Genomic DNA, 16,114 nt, shown 5'->3' with positions numbered 1-16,114 from the left:
GACGGGGGCGGGGGCATTCGTCGCCGCCGCGCCCCGTTTCGCCGTTTGTGGTCCCGGCAATCATTTCCCGTTCAGCCGCCAATCGGTTTAGGCTGCAGGCCAACATGATGTTGCGCCGGACCCTGACTGTTGCCGCGCTCGGATTCGCGGTGGCGGGTGGGGCGCACGCCCAGACCGCGATCGAGAATCGCGACGCCGACGCGCTCGCCGCCGACATGCGGATCCTCGCCGCCAACCCGGTCGATATCGAGGCGTTGATCACCGCCGGCGAACTGACGCTGCGGATGGGCGATGCGACCGCGTCGGCGGGGTTCTTCACGCGCGCCGAAAAGCTCGATCCCAACAACCCGCGGATCAAGGCGGGGTGGGGCAGCCTGATGGTGCGCGCGGAACGCCCCGGCATGGCATTGCTGCGCTTCCAGGAGGCGGAGCGCCGCGGGCTCGACCCGCGCAAGTTCGCCGGGGATCGCGGGCTCGCGTACGATCTGATCGGCCAACCGGATCGCGCGCAACGCGACTATCGCCTCGCATTGTCGGACGGCGCCGACGACGAGGTGACTCGGCGCTACGCATTGTCGCTCGGCATCGTCGGGCAGAAGGAGGCGGCGCTCAAGCTGCTCGATCCGTTGCTGCGCAAGAGCGACCGCGCGGCGTGGCGCGACCGTGCGTTCGTGCTGGCGATGAGCGGCGATACCGACGGCGCCGAAAAGATCGCCGCGACGATGATGTCGCCGGGGCTCGGTGCTGGGCTGACGCCGTTTTTTCGCCGCTTGCCGCAACTGTCCGCGGTCGATCGCGCGTTCGCGGTCAATTTCGGCGAGATGCGATCGACCCCCGAACGCATCGCCGACGCGCAAATGGTCCCGCCGTTGCCGCGGCTCGGGCCCGATCCCTATGCGCCCAAGGTAGAAGTGGCTGCGACGGCGGTCGTGCTTCCCGCGATCGACGACAGGCGCAAACGCAAGAAGCGCAAGAAGGACGACCTCGCCCCCGCCGTCCCGCCGGTCGCCGCCGCGCCGGTCGAAGTCGTGCTCGCGCCGCCGACCTATGTGCCGCCCCGCGTGATGCCGGCGCCGGTGCCCGCCCCGGTCCCGCCGCCGGTCCGCGTTGCTGCAGTGCCGTCGAACCCGGCGATAGCGCCCGCGCCGGTGACGATCTACGAACGGCCCGCGCCTACGCCAACGCCCGTACCACCGCCGGTAAGCGTGGCAGCTACTGTTGCGACCCCGCTACGGAACCCTGTGCCGACGCCGCCGATCACAGTTGCGGAGACCGCCACGCCGGCGCCGCCTGCCGAACCCACCCCCGGCGTCGCCGACCAGCCAAGCGCCTCCGAAGCGGGCGTGCCCGAGCCGACCGCGACCGCGCGGGTCAGCGAGGATACCGTCCTCGCGCGGATCGTCGCCGGGCTTGATAAACGCCTGCCATTGTCCGCACCGCCGCCGCCGCGCCGTCCGGCCGCCGCGCCCGTTGCGGTGGCGGCGGTCGAGAAGCCGGTCGATGAGCCAAAACCCAAGCCAGGCACGACACGGACGCGCGGCAAACTAGTGAAGGACGAGGTCGCGGCTGCACCCCCGCCGACGACGGGGAAGGGGAAAGCGAAAGATAGCGCCAAGAACCGGACCAAGGACGAAACCGCCGACGCCAGCGATACGAAGAGCCGGACCGCCAAGCCGCCCAAGGACGACGTTCCGCTGCTCGACAAGAACGGCTGTCCGCTTCCGCCCAAGCCCGTGAAGGGCAAGGTTGCGACTGCCAAGGCTGCGAGCGCCAAGGGCAAGTCGACGACCTCGGCGCGCTGCAAGGCCGCCGAGGCAAAGGCCGACGCCAAGGACAAGGCGGACGCCGTTACCAAGGGCGAACCGGCGCGTGTGTGGGTGCAGGTGGCGGGTGGCGCCAACGAAGCGAGCCTCGAAAAGGCCTGGGCCGGGCTCAAGACCAAGGCGCCCGATCTGTTCCGCGGCCGCCAGGGCTGGTCGACCCCGCTCCGCGCCACCAATCGCGTACTCACCGGGCCGTTCAAATCGGTCGATGAGGCCCAAGACTTCGTCAATCGCATGAGCAAGGCCGGGCTGTCGGGCTTTGTCTTCACCAGCGCCAAGGGGCAGAAGATCGACCGGTTGGGCGGCGCGAAATAAATCACGCCTCCCGGCGAAAGCCGGGGCCCAGTTTCGGGCCGCTTGCGACTGGACCCCGGCCTTCGCCGGGAGGCGCCAAGCAAGTATCGGTTAGATTTCGCGCAATGCCACGCTACATCGCCCCGCATGCCCGACCTCGCCCCCTACGCCTCCGACCCGTGGCTCAGCCGTGGGCGGCTCTATCCCGAGGATGAGACCACCGCGCGCGGCCCCCGCGACGCGTTCCAGCGCGACCGCGACCGCATCGTCCATTCGATCAGTTTCCGGCGGCTGCGCCATAAAACCCAGGTATTCCTCGCCCCCGACGGCGACCATTTCCGCGTCCGGCTGACGCACAGCATCGAAGTCGCGCAGATCGGCCGCACGATCGCCCGCGCGTTGGGGCTCAACGAGGACCTGACCGAGGCATTGTGCCTGGCGCACGACATCGGGCACCCGCCGTTTGGGCACGCTGGCGAGGATGCGCTGAAGGCGGCGCTGAGCAAGCAGGGCGGGTTCGACCATAACGGCAACACGCTGCGCGCTCTGACCGAGATCGACAGCCCTTATCCGCGCTTTCCCGGGCTCAATTTGACGTGGGAAACGCTGGAGGGGCTGGCCAAGCACAACGGTCCGGTAACTGCGCCGCAATGGGCGCTGGCGAAGGCGGATAACGAATTTCCGCTCGAGCTGGAGACGTTCGCCGGGCTGGAGGCGCAAGTCGCGGCGATCGCCGACGATATCGCTTACGACAATCATGATATCGACGACGGCTTGCGCGCCGGGTTGCTCAGCCTCGATCAGTTGCTCACTGTGCCGATGATCGCCGCGCGGTGGGATCAGTGCCGCGTGCGTTTTCCCGAGGTCACGCCGCCGCGGCTGACCGGCGAGTTGATCCGCGGGCAGATTGGCGGGATGGTTAACGACCTGATCGAAACCAGCCGCGTGGCGATCGCGGAATCGGGGATCAAGTCGCCCGACGACGCGCGCGATGTGGGGCGGGCGCTGGTCGGCTTTTCGGACGCGATGCGCGACAACGAGCGCGGGCTGAAGCGCTTCATGTACGCCAACCTCTATCATCATCCGTTGCAAGTCGCGGCGGCGGACAAGGCGCGCGTGGTGGTCGCCGGGCTGTTCGCGGCGTACCATGCAACCCCCTCGCTGATGGCGGGCGAATGGCCCGCGCGGCTGCCGCCCGAGGAGCCATGGCTCAGCCGCCATGTCGCCGATTTCATCGCCGGGATGACCGACCGCTACGCCATCGCGCGCTATCGCGAGATCGTCGGACCGATCGACTTGCCCGAAGGGTTCTGAGTGCCCGCGCGTTGTTGGGATAATTGTGCGACAAAGGCGTATTAGCCTCCGTCGCATTGCATGGAGACGCGCATGGCCGATGCCAGTATCGCGCTCAATCGCTTCGGGCTCGGCGCCCGTCCCGACGAGAGCATCCCGAGTGACCCGAAGGGCTGGCTGAAGCGTCAGCTCGACGCTTTCGAACCCAAACCTGCCGCGTTCGCCGCGGTGCCGACGCGGACCAAGGTCGCGGGCGAACTCGCCGACTATATCGAACAGCAGCGCCAGTTGCGCCAGCAAGGCCTCGGCCGGAAGCAATTGGCGGCGGCCGTCGCGCCGATGCCGCCCCAGCCGGGCATGGCCGGCGCGATGGCGCCGCAAATGGCGCCCGGCACGCCCGAGCCGGGCGCGAAACCCGATCCAGCGGCCACCGACCCAGCCATGGCGGCACGGCGCTTCGTCGGCGGGCAGGTGCGCGACGATTATGCGGCGGCGGTTGGCGGGCGGATCACCGCCGCTCTCACCAGCCCGACGCCATTTGCCGAGCGGCTGACGCATTTCTGGGCCAACCATTTTGCGGTGTCGGCCGACAAGCTGGAAGTTATCGGCCTGTCCGGGCTGCTGGAATTCGAAGCGATCCGCCCGAATTTGATGGGCACGTTCGGTGGCATGCTGAACGCGGTCGAGCGGCATCCGGCGATGCTGCTCTATCTCGATCAGGCGGTGTCGGTCGGACCCAACAGCATGGCGGGCCAATTCGCGGCCAACCGGCCGCGTCCCGGCGGCAACAAACTGGGACTGAACGAGAATCTCGCGCGCGAGATCATGGAGTTGCACACACTCGGGGTGCGCACGGGTTACACACAGGCCGACGTCACCGAATTCGCCCGCGCGCTCACCGGCTGGACGGTGAGCGGTATCGGGCGCGGGCCGGGCGCACGGTTGACCGGCACAGATGGCCCACCCGGGGAGTTCGTCTTCGCCGAGCGGATCCACGAGCCGGGCGAGCGCACGATCGTCGGACGGAAGTATGGCCAGGACGGCGAGAAGCAGGCGCAGGCGGTGCTCGATATGCTTGCGACAAGCCCCGCCACCGCCGAACACGTTTCGACCAAGCTCGCACGCCACTTCGCCGGCGACACCCCGCCGCCGGCGTTGGTCGCGCGGCTCAAGGCGTCGTTTCTCAAGACCGGCGGCGATTTGCCGTCGCTCTACAAGACGCTGATCGACAGTCCCGAATGCTGGGTCGCCGGGCCGGTCAAGTTCAAGTCGCCGTGGGAATGGACGGTATCGACCGGGCGTGCGTTGGGGATGAAGCAGATGCTGCCGCTTGCCGCGGTGGGGCTGCTCAACCAGCTTGGCCAGCCGACATGGCGACCGGGGTCGCCCGCTGGATATGATGATATCGCCGCGAGCTGGGCCGGCCCCGACGCGCTGGTTCGCCGGGTCGAAGCGGCCGAGCGCTTCGCGACCCGCGCGGGCGCCGCGGTCGATGCGCGGGCACTCGCGCCCAAATTGTTCCCGGGCGCGCTGACGCCGGCCACCGAACAGGCGCTGGCGCGTGCCGAAAGCCCCGGTCAGGGGCTCGCGCTGCTGCTCGTGTCGCCCGAAATGTTGAGGAGGTAAGTCATGATCGACCGCCGTCATTTCCTCGCCTACGGCGCCGGCGCCGCGGCGCTGAGCCTCGCGCCGCGCATGGCCTTCGCCAAGGCCGACACCGACCGCCGCTTCGTGTTCATCATTCAGCGCGGCGCGGCCGACGGGCTCGGCACGGTCGGCGCGGTCGGCGATCCCGCCTTTGCCGGCGCGCGCGGGCAACTCGCGGCCGATTTCGCGACCGGGAAGAAGCTCGACAGCATGTTCGCGCTGCACCCGGCGATGACCTCGCTGGCGGGCATGTACGACACCAAGGAAGCGCTGTTCGCGCACGCCATCGCGTCGCCGTACCGCGACCGATCGCATTTCGACGGGCAGAACGTGCTCGAAAGCGGTGGCCTCGGTGCCTACCAGGTCAAAGACGGCTGGCTCAACCGCATGCTCGGGCTGATCCCGTCGGGCGAGGCCAAGGCGATCGCGGTGTCGGCGACGGTGCCCTTGGCACTGCGCGGGCCGCACGACGTCACCAGCTACGCGCCATCGGCCTTGCCACAAGCGTCCGACGATCTGCTCCAGCGCGTGGCGGCGCTCTATCAGGGCGACGGCCAGCTCCACGGGCTGTGGACCGACGCGATGAACACGCGGACGCTGACCAGCGACATGGCTGGCGCCACCACCGCCAACGCCGCCGCGACCGGCGCGCTCGCGGCCAAATTGCTGGCCCCCGCCAACGGCGCGCGGATCGCGATGATCGAGACCGGCGGGTGGGACACGCATGCCGCGCAACGCGCGCGGCTGGCGAACCAGTTGAAGGGTCTCGACGCCATGATTGCCGCGCTCAAGACGGGTATGGGCCCGGCGTGGAGCGACACGATGGTGCTGGTCGCGACCGAATTCGGCCGCACCGTCGCGGTCAACGGCACCGGCGGCAGCGATCACGGTACCGGCTCCGCCGCGATGCTGGTCGGCGGCGGGGTCAAGGGCGGCAGGGTGATGGCCGACTGGCCGGGGCTGGGGCAGGCGGCGCTGTACGAGGGCCGCGATTTGAAACCGACGCTGGGCCTAGACCAGTTCGTCGCGGGCGCGGTGGCAGGGCATTACAACGTCGAGCCAAGGCGGGTGATGGCGACGTTGTTCCCGGATACCAAGGGTTCTGCGCCGGTCAGCGGGCTCGTCTAGCTCCGGCGAGGGTTTGAAGCTGCGTCGCCATTGGGCTACAGGCGCCGCTTCCTCGCATCGCTGGACGCTTGAATGACCCTCTACCACCGCTTTGCCGCGCATATCGACGCGGCACTCGACGCCCTGACCGCGAACGGCGATTTGCCGGGCGGCTTGGCGCGCGGTGCGGTGACGGTAGAGCCGCCGCGCGACCCCAGCCATGGCGATCTCGCGACCAATGCAGCGATGGTGCTGGCAAAGCCCGCGAACACCAATCCGCGCGCGCTGGCCGAGAAGATCGCCGCCGAACTGGGCAAACTCGACGAAGTGAGCTCCGTCGCGGTCGCGGGACCGGGGTTCATCAACCTGACGCTGACCGACGACACCTGGCGCAACGAGCTCGCCGCGATCAACGATGGCGGGGCCGACTACGGCCGCTCGACGCGCGGGCAAGGGCAGACGGTCAATATCGAGTACGTCTCCGCCAACCCGACCGGGCCGATGCACATGGGGCATTGCCGCGGCGCGGTGGTCGGCGACGCCTTGGCGTCATTGCTCGAATGGGGCGGGTCCAAGGTTATCCGGGAGTATTACGTCAACGACGCCGGCGGGCAGGTCGATACGCTCGCGCGGTCGGCGCAGCTGCGGTACCGCGAAGCGCTGGGCGAGGATATCGGCGATATCCCCGAGGGGCTGTATCCCGGCGATTATCTGATCCCGGTCGGGCAAGCGCTCGCGCAGGAATTCGGTGACAAATATGTGTCCGCGCCAGAGGCGGACTGGCTCGTCCCGTTCCGCAAGGCGGCGGTCGCGGCGATGCTGGTGCTGATCAAGGCCGACCTGGCGCTGCTCGGCATCCATCACGACCTGTTCTCGTCCGAAGCCGAGCTTCAGGCGGCGAAGAAGCCCGAGGCGGCTGAGAAGGAATTGCGCGCGCGCGGGCTGATCTATGACGGCGTGCTCGAAGCGCCCAAGGGCGAGACGCCCGAGGATTGGGAGCCGGTCGAGCTGCCACTGTTCCGCTCTTCGCAATTTGGCGACGATCAGGACCGGCCGATCCGCAAGTCCGACGGCAGCTGGACCTATTTCGGTGCCGACCTCGCCTACCATTGGCAGAAGGCACAGACCGCCGACGCGCTGATCGACATCTGGGGCGCCGATCACGCCGGGACGGTCAAGCGGATCGTCGCCGCGGTGCAGGCGCTGACCGGCGGCAAGACGCGGTTCGACGTCAAGCTGGTCCAGATGGTGCGACTGCTGCGCGGCGGTGAGCCGGTCAAAATGTCCAAGCGTTCAGGTAACTTCGTCACACTTGCTGACGTCGTGCGCGAAGTCGGCAAGGATGTCGTGCGGTTCACCATGCTGACGCGCAAGGCCGACGCCCAGATGGACTTCGATTTCGCCAAAGTGGTCGAGGCATCGAAGGACAATCCGGTCTTCTACGTCCAGTACGCCCATGCCCGAGTCGCGTCGTTGAAACGGCGCGCGGCGGAGGCCGGCGTGGTGTGCAATGGCGTCGATCTGTCCCGGCTTGATACGGAAGACTTGAAGCTGGTGAAGCTGGCCGCGCAGTTTCCGCGCGTCGTAGAGACCGCTGCGGCGGCGCGCGAGCCACACCGTATCGCCTTTTATCTCTATGACTTGTCGGCGGAATTTCATGCATCGTGGAATGTCGGCAATGACCGGCCGGAGCGGCGCTTCCTGTTGCCCGATAACCACGAACTTACCTGCGCACGCCTTTTCCTCGGCGACGCGATCGGGCAGATTGTCCGAAATGGCCTCGCCATCATGGGGGTGGAGGCGGTCGAGGAGATGAATTGATGCCCGGCGAACAATGGAGCGAGCCGACGGTCACCGACGAAAGCCGGTTGCCTTGGCTGGAGACAGCGGCGGACGAGGATGAGGGCGCGCCGCTCGGCCGCGTGGTCGGCATGGTATTGGTCGGGCTGGTCATGCTCGCGGTCGTGCTCGGCGGTATCTATTGGCTGAAGCACCGCACGCCGCCCGCCGGTAATGGCGACCTGATCGCGGCGCAGGACGGCGACTACAAGGTCAAGCCCGACGATCCCGGCGGGATGAAGGTCGCCGGCGAAGGTGATGCCGCAGTTGCCGCCAGCGGTGGTGCTGCCGGTGGCAATGGATCGATCGCCGTGTCGAACCTGCCCGAAGCGCCGATCGTCGGAACGAAGGCAGCCCCCGATGCGAAGGGCGGCCCCGGGTCGTCGGTTGCCACCGCCAGCGTCGCCGGTCCCGGTGGCAAGCTGGTAGCGCCTCCCCCCGGCCGGCCCGTAACGGTCGCGGGCGGCGGCGGTGGCGGCGCGCTGGTCCAGCTCGGCTCGTTCCCGACCGAAGCGGGTGCCAACACCGCATGGGCACAGGCGTCGAAGCGGTTCGGCTATTTGGCGGGGCTCGGCAAATCGATCGAGAAGGCCGAGGTCAACGGGCGCACTTTCTACCGGCTTAAGGTTAACGCCGGCAGCGCGGGCGCGGCGCAGGATCTGTGCGGCAAGCTCAAGGTCGCCGGCGAGGCGTGCATCGTCACGAGCTGAGTTGACGGATCGCCAAACGCACCGTTCGCGCTGAGCTTGTCGAAGGTCGTGACAGCGCACGTGCTTCGACAAGCTCAGCACGAACGGGGTTTTTTGTTCGGACGCGGGCACATAGAAGCGTCCTATGAAGCCCGTCATTTACGGCCTGTCCGGCCTTGCCCTCACCGACGACGAACGCGCGCTGTATCGCGACGCCGATCCGTGCGGGTACATCCTGTTCAAGCGCAACGTGCAGGATCGTGCGCAAATCCGCGCGCTGACCGACTCGCTGCGCGACCTGTCGGGGCGCGACGACGTGCCTATCCTGATCGATCAGGAAGGCGGCAAGGTGCAGCGGATGGGGCCGCCCGAATGGCCCGATTTCCCCGCCGGCCCCGCGTTCGACGCGCTGTATGAGATCGCACCGATTTCGGCGATCGAGGCGGCGCGCGCGCATGCGCACGCGACCGCGCTGATGCTGTCCGAGGTCGGGATCAACGTCGATTGCTGGCCGTTGCTGGATGTCGTCCAGCCCGACACGACCCAAGCCATCAGCATCCGTGCGCTGGGGCACGAACCGATGCGGGTCGCCGCGATGGGCCGCGCGATCCTCGACGGCTTGCGCTCCGGGGGCGTCGTCGGCGTGGTCAAGCATATGCCGGGGCACGGCCGCGCGATCGTCGATACGCATCATCATTTGCCGACCGTCACCGCCTCGGACGCCGAGCTCGCGATCGATATCGAGCCGTTCCGCAGCCTGTCCGACGCACCGATGGGGATGACGAGTCACATCGTGTTCGAGGCCTGGGACAAGGAGCGTCCCGCGACGCTATCACCAATCGTCATCGAGCAAGTGATCCGCGGAAAGATCGGTTTCGACGGGCTGCTGATGACCGACGATATCGACATGAAGGCCTTGTCGGGCACTGCGGGCGAAAAAGCGGCGGGAGCGATCGCGGCGGGATGCGATCTCGTGCTCGATTGCTGGGGGCGGATGGACGAAATGGCGGAGATCGCCGGGTTGCTGGGCGACATGCCCGCCAAGTCGGTCGAGCGGCTGGATCGCGCGATGGCGACGATCGCCGGGGTCGAGCCCGAGGGCGACTTCGGCGAGTTGATCGCCAAGCGGGATGCATTGCTGGCGTTGGCGTAGAGCGCGCTCGTCTCCCATTCGCCGTCACCCTGAACTTGTTTCAGGGTCCACCGCGCAGCAAATTCATCTGTCGATTGTGGCGCGTTGGATGCTGAAACAAGTTCAGCATGACGGAAGAGAGAAGTGACAAGCCTGTCGCCATCCGCTTAGATCGCGCGATGGATTCCGATCCCGACACGCTGACCCTCGACCTGGAGGGCTGGGAAGGCCCGCTCGACCTGTTGCTGGCGTTGGCGCGGGCGCAGAAGGTCGATCTCAAGCAGATTTCGATCCTCGCGCTGGTCGAGCAATATCTCGTCTATGTCGAACAGGCGCGCGCGTTGAAGCTCGAGGTCGCAGCCGACTATCTCGTGATGGCGGCGTGGCTGGCCTATCTCAAATCGGCGCTGCTGTTGCCGCGCGACCCAGAGGTCGAGCCGAGCCCCGAGGATCTCGCGCTGCGGCTGCAGATGCGGCTCGAACGGCTCAACGCGATGCGTGATGCCGGTGCAAGGCTTCTCGCGCGCGACCGGCTCGGCCGCGACGTGTTCCGCCGTGCCGCGCCCGAGGGGCTGCGGACGGTGCGCAAGGCGCAGTGGCAGGCCGAAATCTACGATTTGATCGCCGCTTATGGCCAGGTCACCGCGCGCAACCGGCCGGTCTTCCACGTCGTCCACGAACGCGCGGTGATGACGCTCGACGCCGCGCTGGAACGCGTGTCGCGACTGCTCGGGTTGCAGGTCGATTGGGCGACGATCGAAAGCTTCCTGCCCGACACGCTCGACGGACCGTTCCGCAAATCGGCGCTCGCCTCCAGCTTCGTCGCGGCGCTCGAGCTCGCGCGGATGGGCAAGGCCGAGCTGCGCCAGCAATCGCCGTTCGCGCCGCTCTACCTGAAGGGCGTTGAAAAGGTGGGGGCATGATCGAACCGGACGACCTGACGCGCGCGGTCGAGGCGGTGCTGTTCGCCGCCGACGAGCCGCTGAGCATCGACGCGATCCGCTCCTATGTCGGCGAGGCGGCGGACGTTCGCGGCGCCCTCGATACGCTCGCCGAATTGTACGCCGGCCGCGGGATCGAGCTGGTCGAGCGTGGCGGCCGCTGGCATTTCCAGACCGCGGGCGACATGGCGCACTTGCTCCGGCGCGAGCGCGAAGAAGCGCGAAAACTCTCGCGCGCGGCGATCGAGACGCTGGCGATCATCGCCTATCACGAGCCCGTCACCCGCGCCGAGATCGAGGCGATTCGCGGCGTGCAGATTTCGAAGGGCACGCTCGACGTGCTGATGGAGGCGGGCTGGGCACGCCCCGCCGGGCGGAGGGAAACCCCGGGCCGCCCGTTGACCTATGCGACGACGCCCGATTTCCTCACGCATTTCGGGCTCGCGAGCCGTCGCGACTTGCCCGGAATCGACGATCTGCGCGCTGCCGGGCTGCTCGACCCGATCGATCTGGCGATGGCGGAGATGGCGATCGGCGAGGGCGCCGATGAAGAGATGGCAAATGCGTCCGAAGAGGACTAGATAGGCGTTACGCCTTTGGGAGATTGAGTGATGGGTAGCTTCAGCCTGGTGCATTGGCTGATTTTCGGGGTGGTCGCGATCCTGATCTTGGGCGGCGGGCGATTCTCGAACATGATGGGCGACGTCGCCAAGGGCATCAAGCAGTTCAAGAAGGGCATGGCCGAGGATGACGATGCGGTTCCGCCGAGCCGACTCGAAGCCAAGCGCGCCGACCCGGTCGTCGACGCCGAGCGTGAGCGCGTGCGCGACGCCGACCTTTAATTCCTGCCGGAGAGGAATCCGGCGGTGATCCTAGACGTAGCCCCGACCGAGTTGCTGGTGCTGGGCGTGGTGGCATTGCTTGTCATCCCGCCCAAAGACTTGCCCAAGGCGATGCGCTTGGCCGGGCAGTGGATCGGCCGTGCGCGCGGTATGGCGCGGCAATTCCGCTCGGGGTTCGACGACATGATCCGCGAATCCGAATTCCAGGAAATGGAAAAGAAGTGGAAGGCGGAGAATGAGCGCATCATGCGTGACTTTCCCCCGACCGCCGATCAGGCCGCACTGATGGCGCCAGTACCGCAGGATGATCCCGCCGAGCTGGCCGGTGACTCGTCGGCGGTGATGGTCGAACAGCCGAAAGTCGCAATCGCACCCAAGCCCAAGCCAAAACCCCGAGCCAAGGCAGCGGCGACAAGACCTGCGGCGAAGAAACCCGCCGCCAAGCGCGCCAAGCCGTGAGCGACGAGGACACCATCGACGCGAGCCGCGCGCCGCTGCTCGATCATCTGATCGAGTTGCGCCGCCGCTTGCTGTTCAGCCTGTTGGCGCTGGCGGCGATGTTCGCGCTCAGCTTTTATTTCTCCGAATGGATTTTCGGCATCCTGGTGCGCCCGCTGCTCAAGGCGGGGCAATCGAAGCTGATCTATACGCAATTGTTCGAAGCATTCTTCGTCCAGCTCAAGGTTGCATTCTTCGCCGCGATAATGCTGTCGTTCCCAGTGATCGCCAACCAGTTGTGGCAGTTCGTCGCACCTGGCCTGTATCGCAAGGAAAAGCGCGCGCTGCTGCCGTTTCTGCTGGCGACGCCGCTGCTGTTCGGGGCGGGCGCGTGCCTGGCCTATTTCGTCGCGATCCCCGGCGCGCTCCATTTCCTGCTCGGTTATCAGGGCAATGTCGGCGGGGTCGATCGCGAGGCGCTGCCGTCGGTCGATAATTATCTGTCGTTCGTCATGCAGTTCCTGATGGGGTTCGGCATCGCGTTCCTGTTGCCGGTGCTGTTGATGCTGCTCGAACGCGCCGGGATCGTCACGCTGAAGCAACTGGTCAAGGCGCAGCGCTATGCCATCCTCGGCTGCTTCGCGATTGCGCTGTTCCTCGCGCCGCCCGATGCTGGATCGATGATCATGCTCGCGTCGCCGCTGGTGGTGCTCTATTATTTGACGCTGGTCGCGATCTGGCTGACGCATCGCCGGCGCGCGCGGACCGAGGCGAGCGAAACCGCCGCCTGATCGCTCGACCGTCGAGCATCTGAAGAGGCCGGAAAAGATTTAGGCCCGGAAGCGCTACCGGGGGGGAGGGGTGCGCTGCCGGGCCTATGTCTTGGATAGCGAGAGCGGGGGGGCATAAATTCGCTATCCGAGAATGAAAACGCCCCTTTCGCGATGCGGTTCCCAGAAAAAATGCATTTTTTTACAATTTTTTTCGGGCAAGAATTTTGGGTGGGATTTCAGTCTTTTCCGGTAATCGCAATCGCAATTTCATACGCGCCGGCGAGCGGATCGTGGTGCAGCGGCGCGCGCAATTGGCGTGACAGCCCTTCCATCACCCGGGCGTAGCGCTGGTCGAGCGCCGCTTTCAGCCCGTCGCCCTCGATCAGCCCGGGCGAACTGGCACGCAGGATCGCCTTGTCCGGCGTGTCGCCTGCGCGGACCGACAGCCGAAGTTGCGCGCAGGGATTGATAGCGATCGCCAGCTCGATGATCTCGGTCAGCAGAAACGCGATCGCGATCGCATTGTCCTGGGTGACCAGATAGGGCTCGACTTCGAGCAGGATGCCCAGCTTCGACCCTTCCGGGCTGGTCGCGCGGATGTTCGACGCCAGTTCGCCGATCACCGCGCGCAGCGACAACCCGCGATGATCCTCCATCTCCGCGAAATGGTGGCGGTGGACCACCGACAGCGCATCGACTCGCCGCTGGATCGACGAATACGCGCGCGCCGCTTCTTCCGCCTTCGCCCCGCGCGAGTGCAGGTTGATCAGGCTGGAAATGACCTGGAGGTTGTTCTTGACGCGGTGGTGAACCTCGCGCGTCAGCTTGGTCTGGCGCACCAGCCCCTCGGCGAGGCCGGCCTCGTGGAGGATCAGCGTGCGGCTCAATGAGCGAAAGGTTTCGCCGAGCTCGCGAATTTCCTGCGCGGGCAAGGACCGGACATCGGATGAGGCGATTTCCTCGCCCGGGCGGTAGGCCGCCACCCGCGCGCGCAGCGTGCGCAGCGGCTGGATCAGCAAGCGGTCGACGACGAGCCAGGCCAGGCTGGCGGCGGCCAGCCACATCAGGATCGGCAGGAGCAAGGCGGTGAAGATGGGCCAGGTGATCGGGTTGCTGCTGATATTCAGAACCGCCGTCAAATTACCAATGTTGAGCGGCACGCTGACCGAGTCATGCCGATCGAGCGGGCGATCCTGGTCGAGTGTGCGCAGGTTGAGTTCCTGGCCGTCCGGATCGCGGATGACCTCGGCATAATCGACCCCGAACGCGCTCGGCCTGGCGACGCCGCTGAGAAATTTTGCCGGGAAGAACGCGCTTCCGCGCAAACCCCCGCCGGCGGCGGTGATCGCCAGAACGATGCCTTTGCCCGGCACCACGCGCGCCGACGGCTGACCGCCGGCAATGGCGTTGGGGACGGAGAACGGGGGCGCGGTGCCGCACAGCAATCGACCGGTCCGGTCGCTGATGGTGAAACTGGCGCCCGCTGCAATCTGTTGCGCGAAAACGCCGCGGGCGCGTGCGCAACTCGGCGCGTCGGCATGATCGGCGGCGAGCGCGTTCATCGCGGTGGTCAGCGCGGTCATGTCGCCGACCAGTTCGATCGCCAGGTTGCGTGAACTTTCCTGCGCCGCGACGCGCAATTGCGATCGCGCTTCCTGGCCCGCTTGCCGCGTGGTGGCCAGCGTCGCCAGAATCGCTATGATCGCGAACGGCAGCAGCGCCGCCGACAGAATGAGGAAAATCTTGGGTCCGGTCGGCAGCCGTCCGAGGCGAGCGCTTAATGTGCCCGGGCGCCCACCAGCCATAAGCCCAGCCACGGGCTAATCCAGCTTGCGGAGCAGATCGAGCATTTCGTTGGGCACGGGTTCGCTGACGGCGGTATGATATACCGTGCGTAGTGCGGTCCCCATCGCTTCGTCTTTTAGCTTTTTGCCGTTTCCATCACCGTCGCCGGGACCTCCCCGCTTTGATGACCGCCGCTCTGGCAACGCAATCCCCCTCGAAAACTGAACCGGCCATGCCGGAACCGAAAAGGGTTCGCAAGCGGAGCCGAACACGACGCACGAATTGCGTCAGCACCCCGTGAAACCAAAAACGCTCTCGATTGTTCCACCAGCGAATAGAAAAATGTCGTGTTGCGTAAAGCGGTCCCGCCTCGCACAAGAGCCGGCGCCTTTTGGGGAGAATAGTTTCATTATGTCGCTCGGTCAGCAACTCGCACCGCACCTGCCGTTCCTGCGCCGCTATGGCCGCGCGCTAACCGGGAGCCAGGACCATGGCGACCGCTACGTCCGCGCCGCGCTCGAGGCGATCGTCGCCGCGCCCGAGGAATTTCCGCGCGATGTCGATCCGCGCCTGGGATTGTACCGCACGTTCCAGGTTATCTGGCGCACCACCAATCGCGACGACGAGGTCGCGCTGAGCGATGACGGGTCGGACACTGGGGGTCAGGAAGCGGTCGCACGCGCGCGGCTCGCGAAGATGACTCCTTTGTCGCGCCAGGCGCTGCTGCTGACCGCGATGGAGGGCTTCACGCCCGAGGATGCCGGTTATCTGATCGATGCCGATGGCGACGAGGTCGAAAGCCTTGTCGCCGACGCGCTCGCCGAGATCGAAAAGCAGACGCGTTCGCGCGTCCTGATCATCGAAGACGAGCCGATCATCGCGATGGATATCGAAACGATCGTCCGCGACCTTGGTCATGACGTGACCGGCGTGGCGGTAACTCGCGACGAAGCGGTCGCCTCGGCGATGGCCGACCGGCCCGGGCTGGTGCTTGCCGACATTCAGCTTGCCGACGACAGTTCGGGGGTCGACGCGGTCAAGGACATCCTCGCCGAATTCCAGGTACCGGTGATCTTCATCACCGCTTTCCCGGAGCGTTTGCTGACCGGAGAGCGGCCCGAGCCGACCTTCCTGATCACCAAGCCGTTTCAGCGATCGACGGTGAAGGCAGCGATCAGTCAGGCGCTGTTCTTCGACGAGAGCACGATTCCTGCTTGAGGGCACGGCTTCAGCGAAGTTCCATCGGTTACGGAGCCAAAACGGAATTGGTGCGTTCGGGGGATATGACTGATCCAGAATCTCCAGACGCGCCGGTCCGCGAAAGCGGCGATGAGGCACGCGCCGGTGAAACATCCGGGCACATGCGCTACGTCCTCGGCATTTCGATCGTGCTGGCGATCGGGATCCTCTCGCTGATCGTCTGGGGCCCGGTGCTGTTCAACAAATGAGCCTGCCGTAATTGGCGCTGGCGCCGATTCCACCCTATCTATCTGCTTACGGCGTACATCCGC

16 protein-coding genes are annotated in these 16,114 nt (G+C 66.4%); 14 read left to right on the top strand and 2 right to left on the bottom strand.

The window, feature by feature from the left end; translation table 11 throughout:
- Positions 1 to 107: 107 nt before the first annotated feature.
- The 12 genes from JWM94_RS06770 (at position 108) to tatC (ending at position 12,836) form a co-directional block, all read left to right on the top strand.
- Positions 108 to 2,138 carry an SPOR domain-containing protein gene (locus tag JWM94_RS06770; protein ID WP_299424049.1) on the top strand — a complete coding sequence of 677 codons (2,031 nt, stop codon included), beginning with the start codon at positions 108 to 110 and terminating at the stop codon, positions 2,136 to 2,138.
- Positions 2,139 to 2,264: 126 nt separating this feature from the next.
- Positions 2,265 to 3,431, top strand: coding sequence for a deoxyguanosinetriphosphate triphosphohydrolase (locus JWM94_RS06765; protein ID WP_299424045.1), 1,167 nt, complete (start codon positions 2,265 to 2,267; stop codon positions 3,429 to 3,431).
- A gap of 72 nt (positions 3,432 to 3,503) precedes the next feature.
- Entirely contained in the window at positions 3,504 to 5,036 is a 1,533-nt protein-coding gene (locus tag JWM94_RS06760) for a DUF1800 domain-containing protein (RefSeq protein ID WP_299424040.1), read from the top strand.
- A gap of 3 nt (positions 5,037 to 5,039) precedes the next feature.
- Positions 5,040 to 6,185: a DUF1501 domain-containing protein gene (locus JWM94_RS06755; protein ID WP_299424035.1), complete on the top strand. Its 1,146-nt coding sequence runs from the start codon at positions 5,040 to 5,042 to the stop codon at positions 6,183 to 6,185.
- A 72-nt stretch (positions 6,186 to 6,257) separates the two neighbouring features.
- The gene (gene argS / locus JWM94_RS06750) at positions 6,258 to 7,985 is read left to right on the top strand and encodes an arginine--tRNA ligase (protein ID WP_299424030.1); all 1,728 of its coding nucleotides are present in this window, start codon (positions 6,258 to 6,260) and stop codon (positions 7,983 to 7,985) included.
- Positions 7,985 to 8,713 carry an SPOR domain-containing protein gene (locus JWM94_RS06745; RefSeq protein WP_299424025.1) on the top strand — a complete coding sequence of 243 codons (729 nt, stop codon included), beginning with the start codon at positions 7,985 to 7,987 and terminating at the stop codon, positions 8,711 to 8,713. Before argS ends, JWM94_RS06745 begins: the two co-directional genes overlap by 1 nt.
- 124 nt (positions 8,714 to 8,837) lie before the next feature.
- Positions 8,838 to 9,845, top strand: coding sequence for a glycoside hydrolase family 3 N-terminal domain-containing protein (locus JWM94_RS06740; RefSeq protein WP_299424020.1), 1,008 nt, complete (start codon positions 8,838 to 8,840; stop codon positions 9,843 to 9,845).
- 158 nt (positions 9,846 to 10,003) lie between these two features.
- Positions 10,004 to 10,747 carry a ScpA family protein gene (locus JWM94_RS06735; protein WP_299424015.1) on the top strand — a complete coding sequence of 248 codons (744 nt, stop codon included), beginning with the start codon at positions 10,004 to 10,006 and terminating at the stop codon, positions 10,745 to 10,747.
- A complete protein-coding gene (gene scpB / locus JWM94_RS06730; protein ID WP_299424013.1) occupies positions 10,744 to 11,346 on the top strand; it encodes an SMC-Scp complex subunit ScpB in 603 nt (200 codons plus the stop codon). Before JWM94_RS06735 ends, scpB begins: the two co-directional genes overlap by 4 nt.
- A 30-nt stretch (positions 11,347 to 11,376) precedes the next feature.
- Positions 11,377 to 11,607 (top strand): twin-arginine translocase TatA/TatE family subunit, encoded by a 231-nt coding sequence (locus JWM94_RS06725; protein WP_299424010.1) that lies wholly within the window; start codon positions 11,377 to 11,379, stop codon positions 11,605 to 11,607.
- A 27-nt stretch (positions 11,608 to 11,634) separates the two neighbouring features.
- On the top strand, positions 11,635 to 12,066 hold the full coding sequence (gene tatB / locus JWM94_RS06720) for a Sec-independent protein translocase protein TatB (RefSeq protein ID WP_299424124.1): 432 nt from the start codon (positions 11,635 to 11,637) through the stop codon (positions 12,064 to 12,066).
- Positions 12,063 to 12,836 (top strand): twin-arginine translocase subunit TatC, encoded by a 774-nt coding sequence (tatC, locus tag JWM94_RS06715; protein ID WP_299424005.1) that lies wholly within the window; start codon positions 12,063 to 12,065, stop codon positions 12,834 to 12,836. Before tatB ends, tatC begins: the two co-directional genes overlap by 4 nt.
- 218 nt (positions 12,837 to 13,054) lie before the next feature.
- Here tatC and JWM94_RS06710 read toward each other — a convergent pair whose 3' ends face one another.
- Together JWM94_RS06710 and JWM94_RS06705 are read right to left on the bottom strand one after the other, a co-directional pair.
- The gene (locus tag JWM94_RS06710) at positions 13,055 to 14,635 is read right to left on the bottom strand and encodes a sensor histidine kinase (RefSeq protein ID WP_367185870.1); all 1,581 of its coding nucleotides are present in this window, start codon (positions 14,633 to 14,635) and stop codon (positions 13,055 to 13,057) included.
- Positions 14,636 to 14,638: 3 nt separating this feature from the next.
- Positions 14,639 to 14,728, bottom strand: a complete 90-nt coding sequence (locus JWM94_RS06705) for a NepR family anti-sigma factor (protein WP_299424000.1) — start codon at positions 14,726 to 14,728, stop codon at positions 14,639 to 14,641.
- Between the two features lie 286 nt (positions 14,729 to 15,014).
- Here JWM94_RS06705 and JWM94_RS06700 point away from each other — a divergent pair, with 286 nt between their 5' ends.
- Both JWM94_RS06700 and JWM94_RS06695 read left to right on the top strand, forming a co-directional pair.
- Complete coding sequence (locus JWM94_RS06700) at positions 15,015 to 15,821, top strand: response regulator (RefSeq protein ID WP_299423995.1); 807 nt, start codon at positions 15,015 to 15,017, stop codon at positions 15,819 to 15,821.
- A gap of 65 nt (positions 15,822 to 15,886) precedes the next feature.
- Entirely contained in the window at positions 15,887 to 16,051 is a 165-nt protein-coding gene (locus JWM94_RS06695; RefSeq protein WP_299423991.1) for a hypothetical protein, read from the top strand.
- Positions 16,052 to 16,114: the final 63 nt, after the last annotated feature.

Source organism: Sphingomonas bacterium (assembly GCF_028289855.1).
Lineage (GTDB): Bacteria > Pseudomonadota > Alphaproteobacteria > Sphingomonadales > Sphingomonadaceae > Sphingomonas.
Note: the sequence above shows the minus strand (reverse complement) of the source record. Positions and strands in the feature narration are given on the sequence as shown.

Coding starts and splice junctions, on each gene's coding strand:
- JWM94_RS06735 (WP_299424015.1), top strand. CDS start 10,004: ATGGATTCCGATCCCGACACGCTGACCCTCGACCTGGAGGGCTGGGAA.
- JWM94_RS06705 (WP_299424000.1), bottom strand. CDS start 14,728: ATGGGGACCGCACTACGCACGGTATATCATACCGCCGTCAGCGAACCC.
- JWM94_RS06760 (WP_299424040.1), top strand. CDS start 3,504: ATGGCCGATGCCAGTATCGCGCTCAATCGCTTCGGGCTCGGCGCCCGT.
- JWM94_RS06745 (WP_299424025.1), top strand. CDS start 7,985: ATGCCCGGCGAACAATGGAGCGAGCCGACGGTCACCGACGAAAGCCGG.
- JWM94_RS06695 (WP_299423991.1), top strand. CDS start 15,887: ATGACTGATCCAGAATCTCCAGACGCGCCGGTCCGCGAAAGCGGCGAT.
- JWM94_RS06770 (WP_299424049.1), top strand. CDS start 108: ATGTTGCGCCGGACCCTGACTGTTGCCGCGCTCGGATTCGCGGTGGCG.
- argS (WP_299424030.1), top strand. CDS start 6,258: ATGACCCTCTACCACCGCTTTGCCGCGCATATCGACGCGGCACTCGAC.
- JWM94_RS06755 (WP_299424035.1), top strand. CDS start 5,040: ATGATCGACCGCCGTCATTTCCTCGCCTACGGCGCCGGCGCCGCGGCG.
- JWM94_RS06765 (WP_299424045.1), top strand. CDS start 2,265: ATGCCCGACCTCGCCCCCTACGCCTCCGACCCGTGGCTCAGCCGTGGG.
- JWM94_RS06725 (WP_299424010.1), top strand. CDS start 11,377: ATGGGTAGCTTCAGCCTGGTGCATTGGCTGATTTTCGGGGTGGTCGCG.
- JWM94_RS06700 (WP_299423995.1), top strand. CDS start 15,015: ATGTCGCTCGGTCAGCAACTCGCACCGCACCTGCCGTTCCTGCGCCGC.
- JWM94_RS06740 (WP_299424020.1), top strand. CDS start 8,838: ATGAAGCCCGTCATTTACGGCCTGTCCGGCCTTGCCCTCACCGACGAC.
- scpB (WP_299424013.1), top strand. CDS start 10,744: ATGATCGAACCGGACGACCTGACGCGCGCGGTCGAGGCGGTGCTGTTC.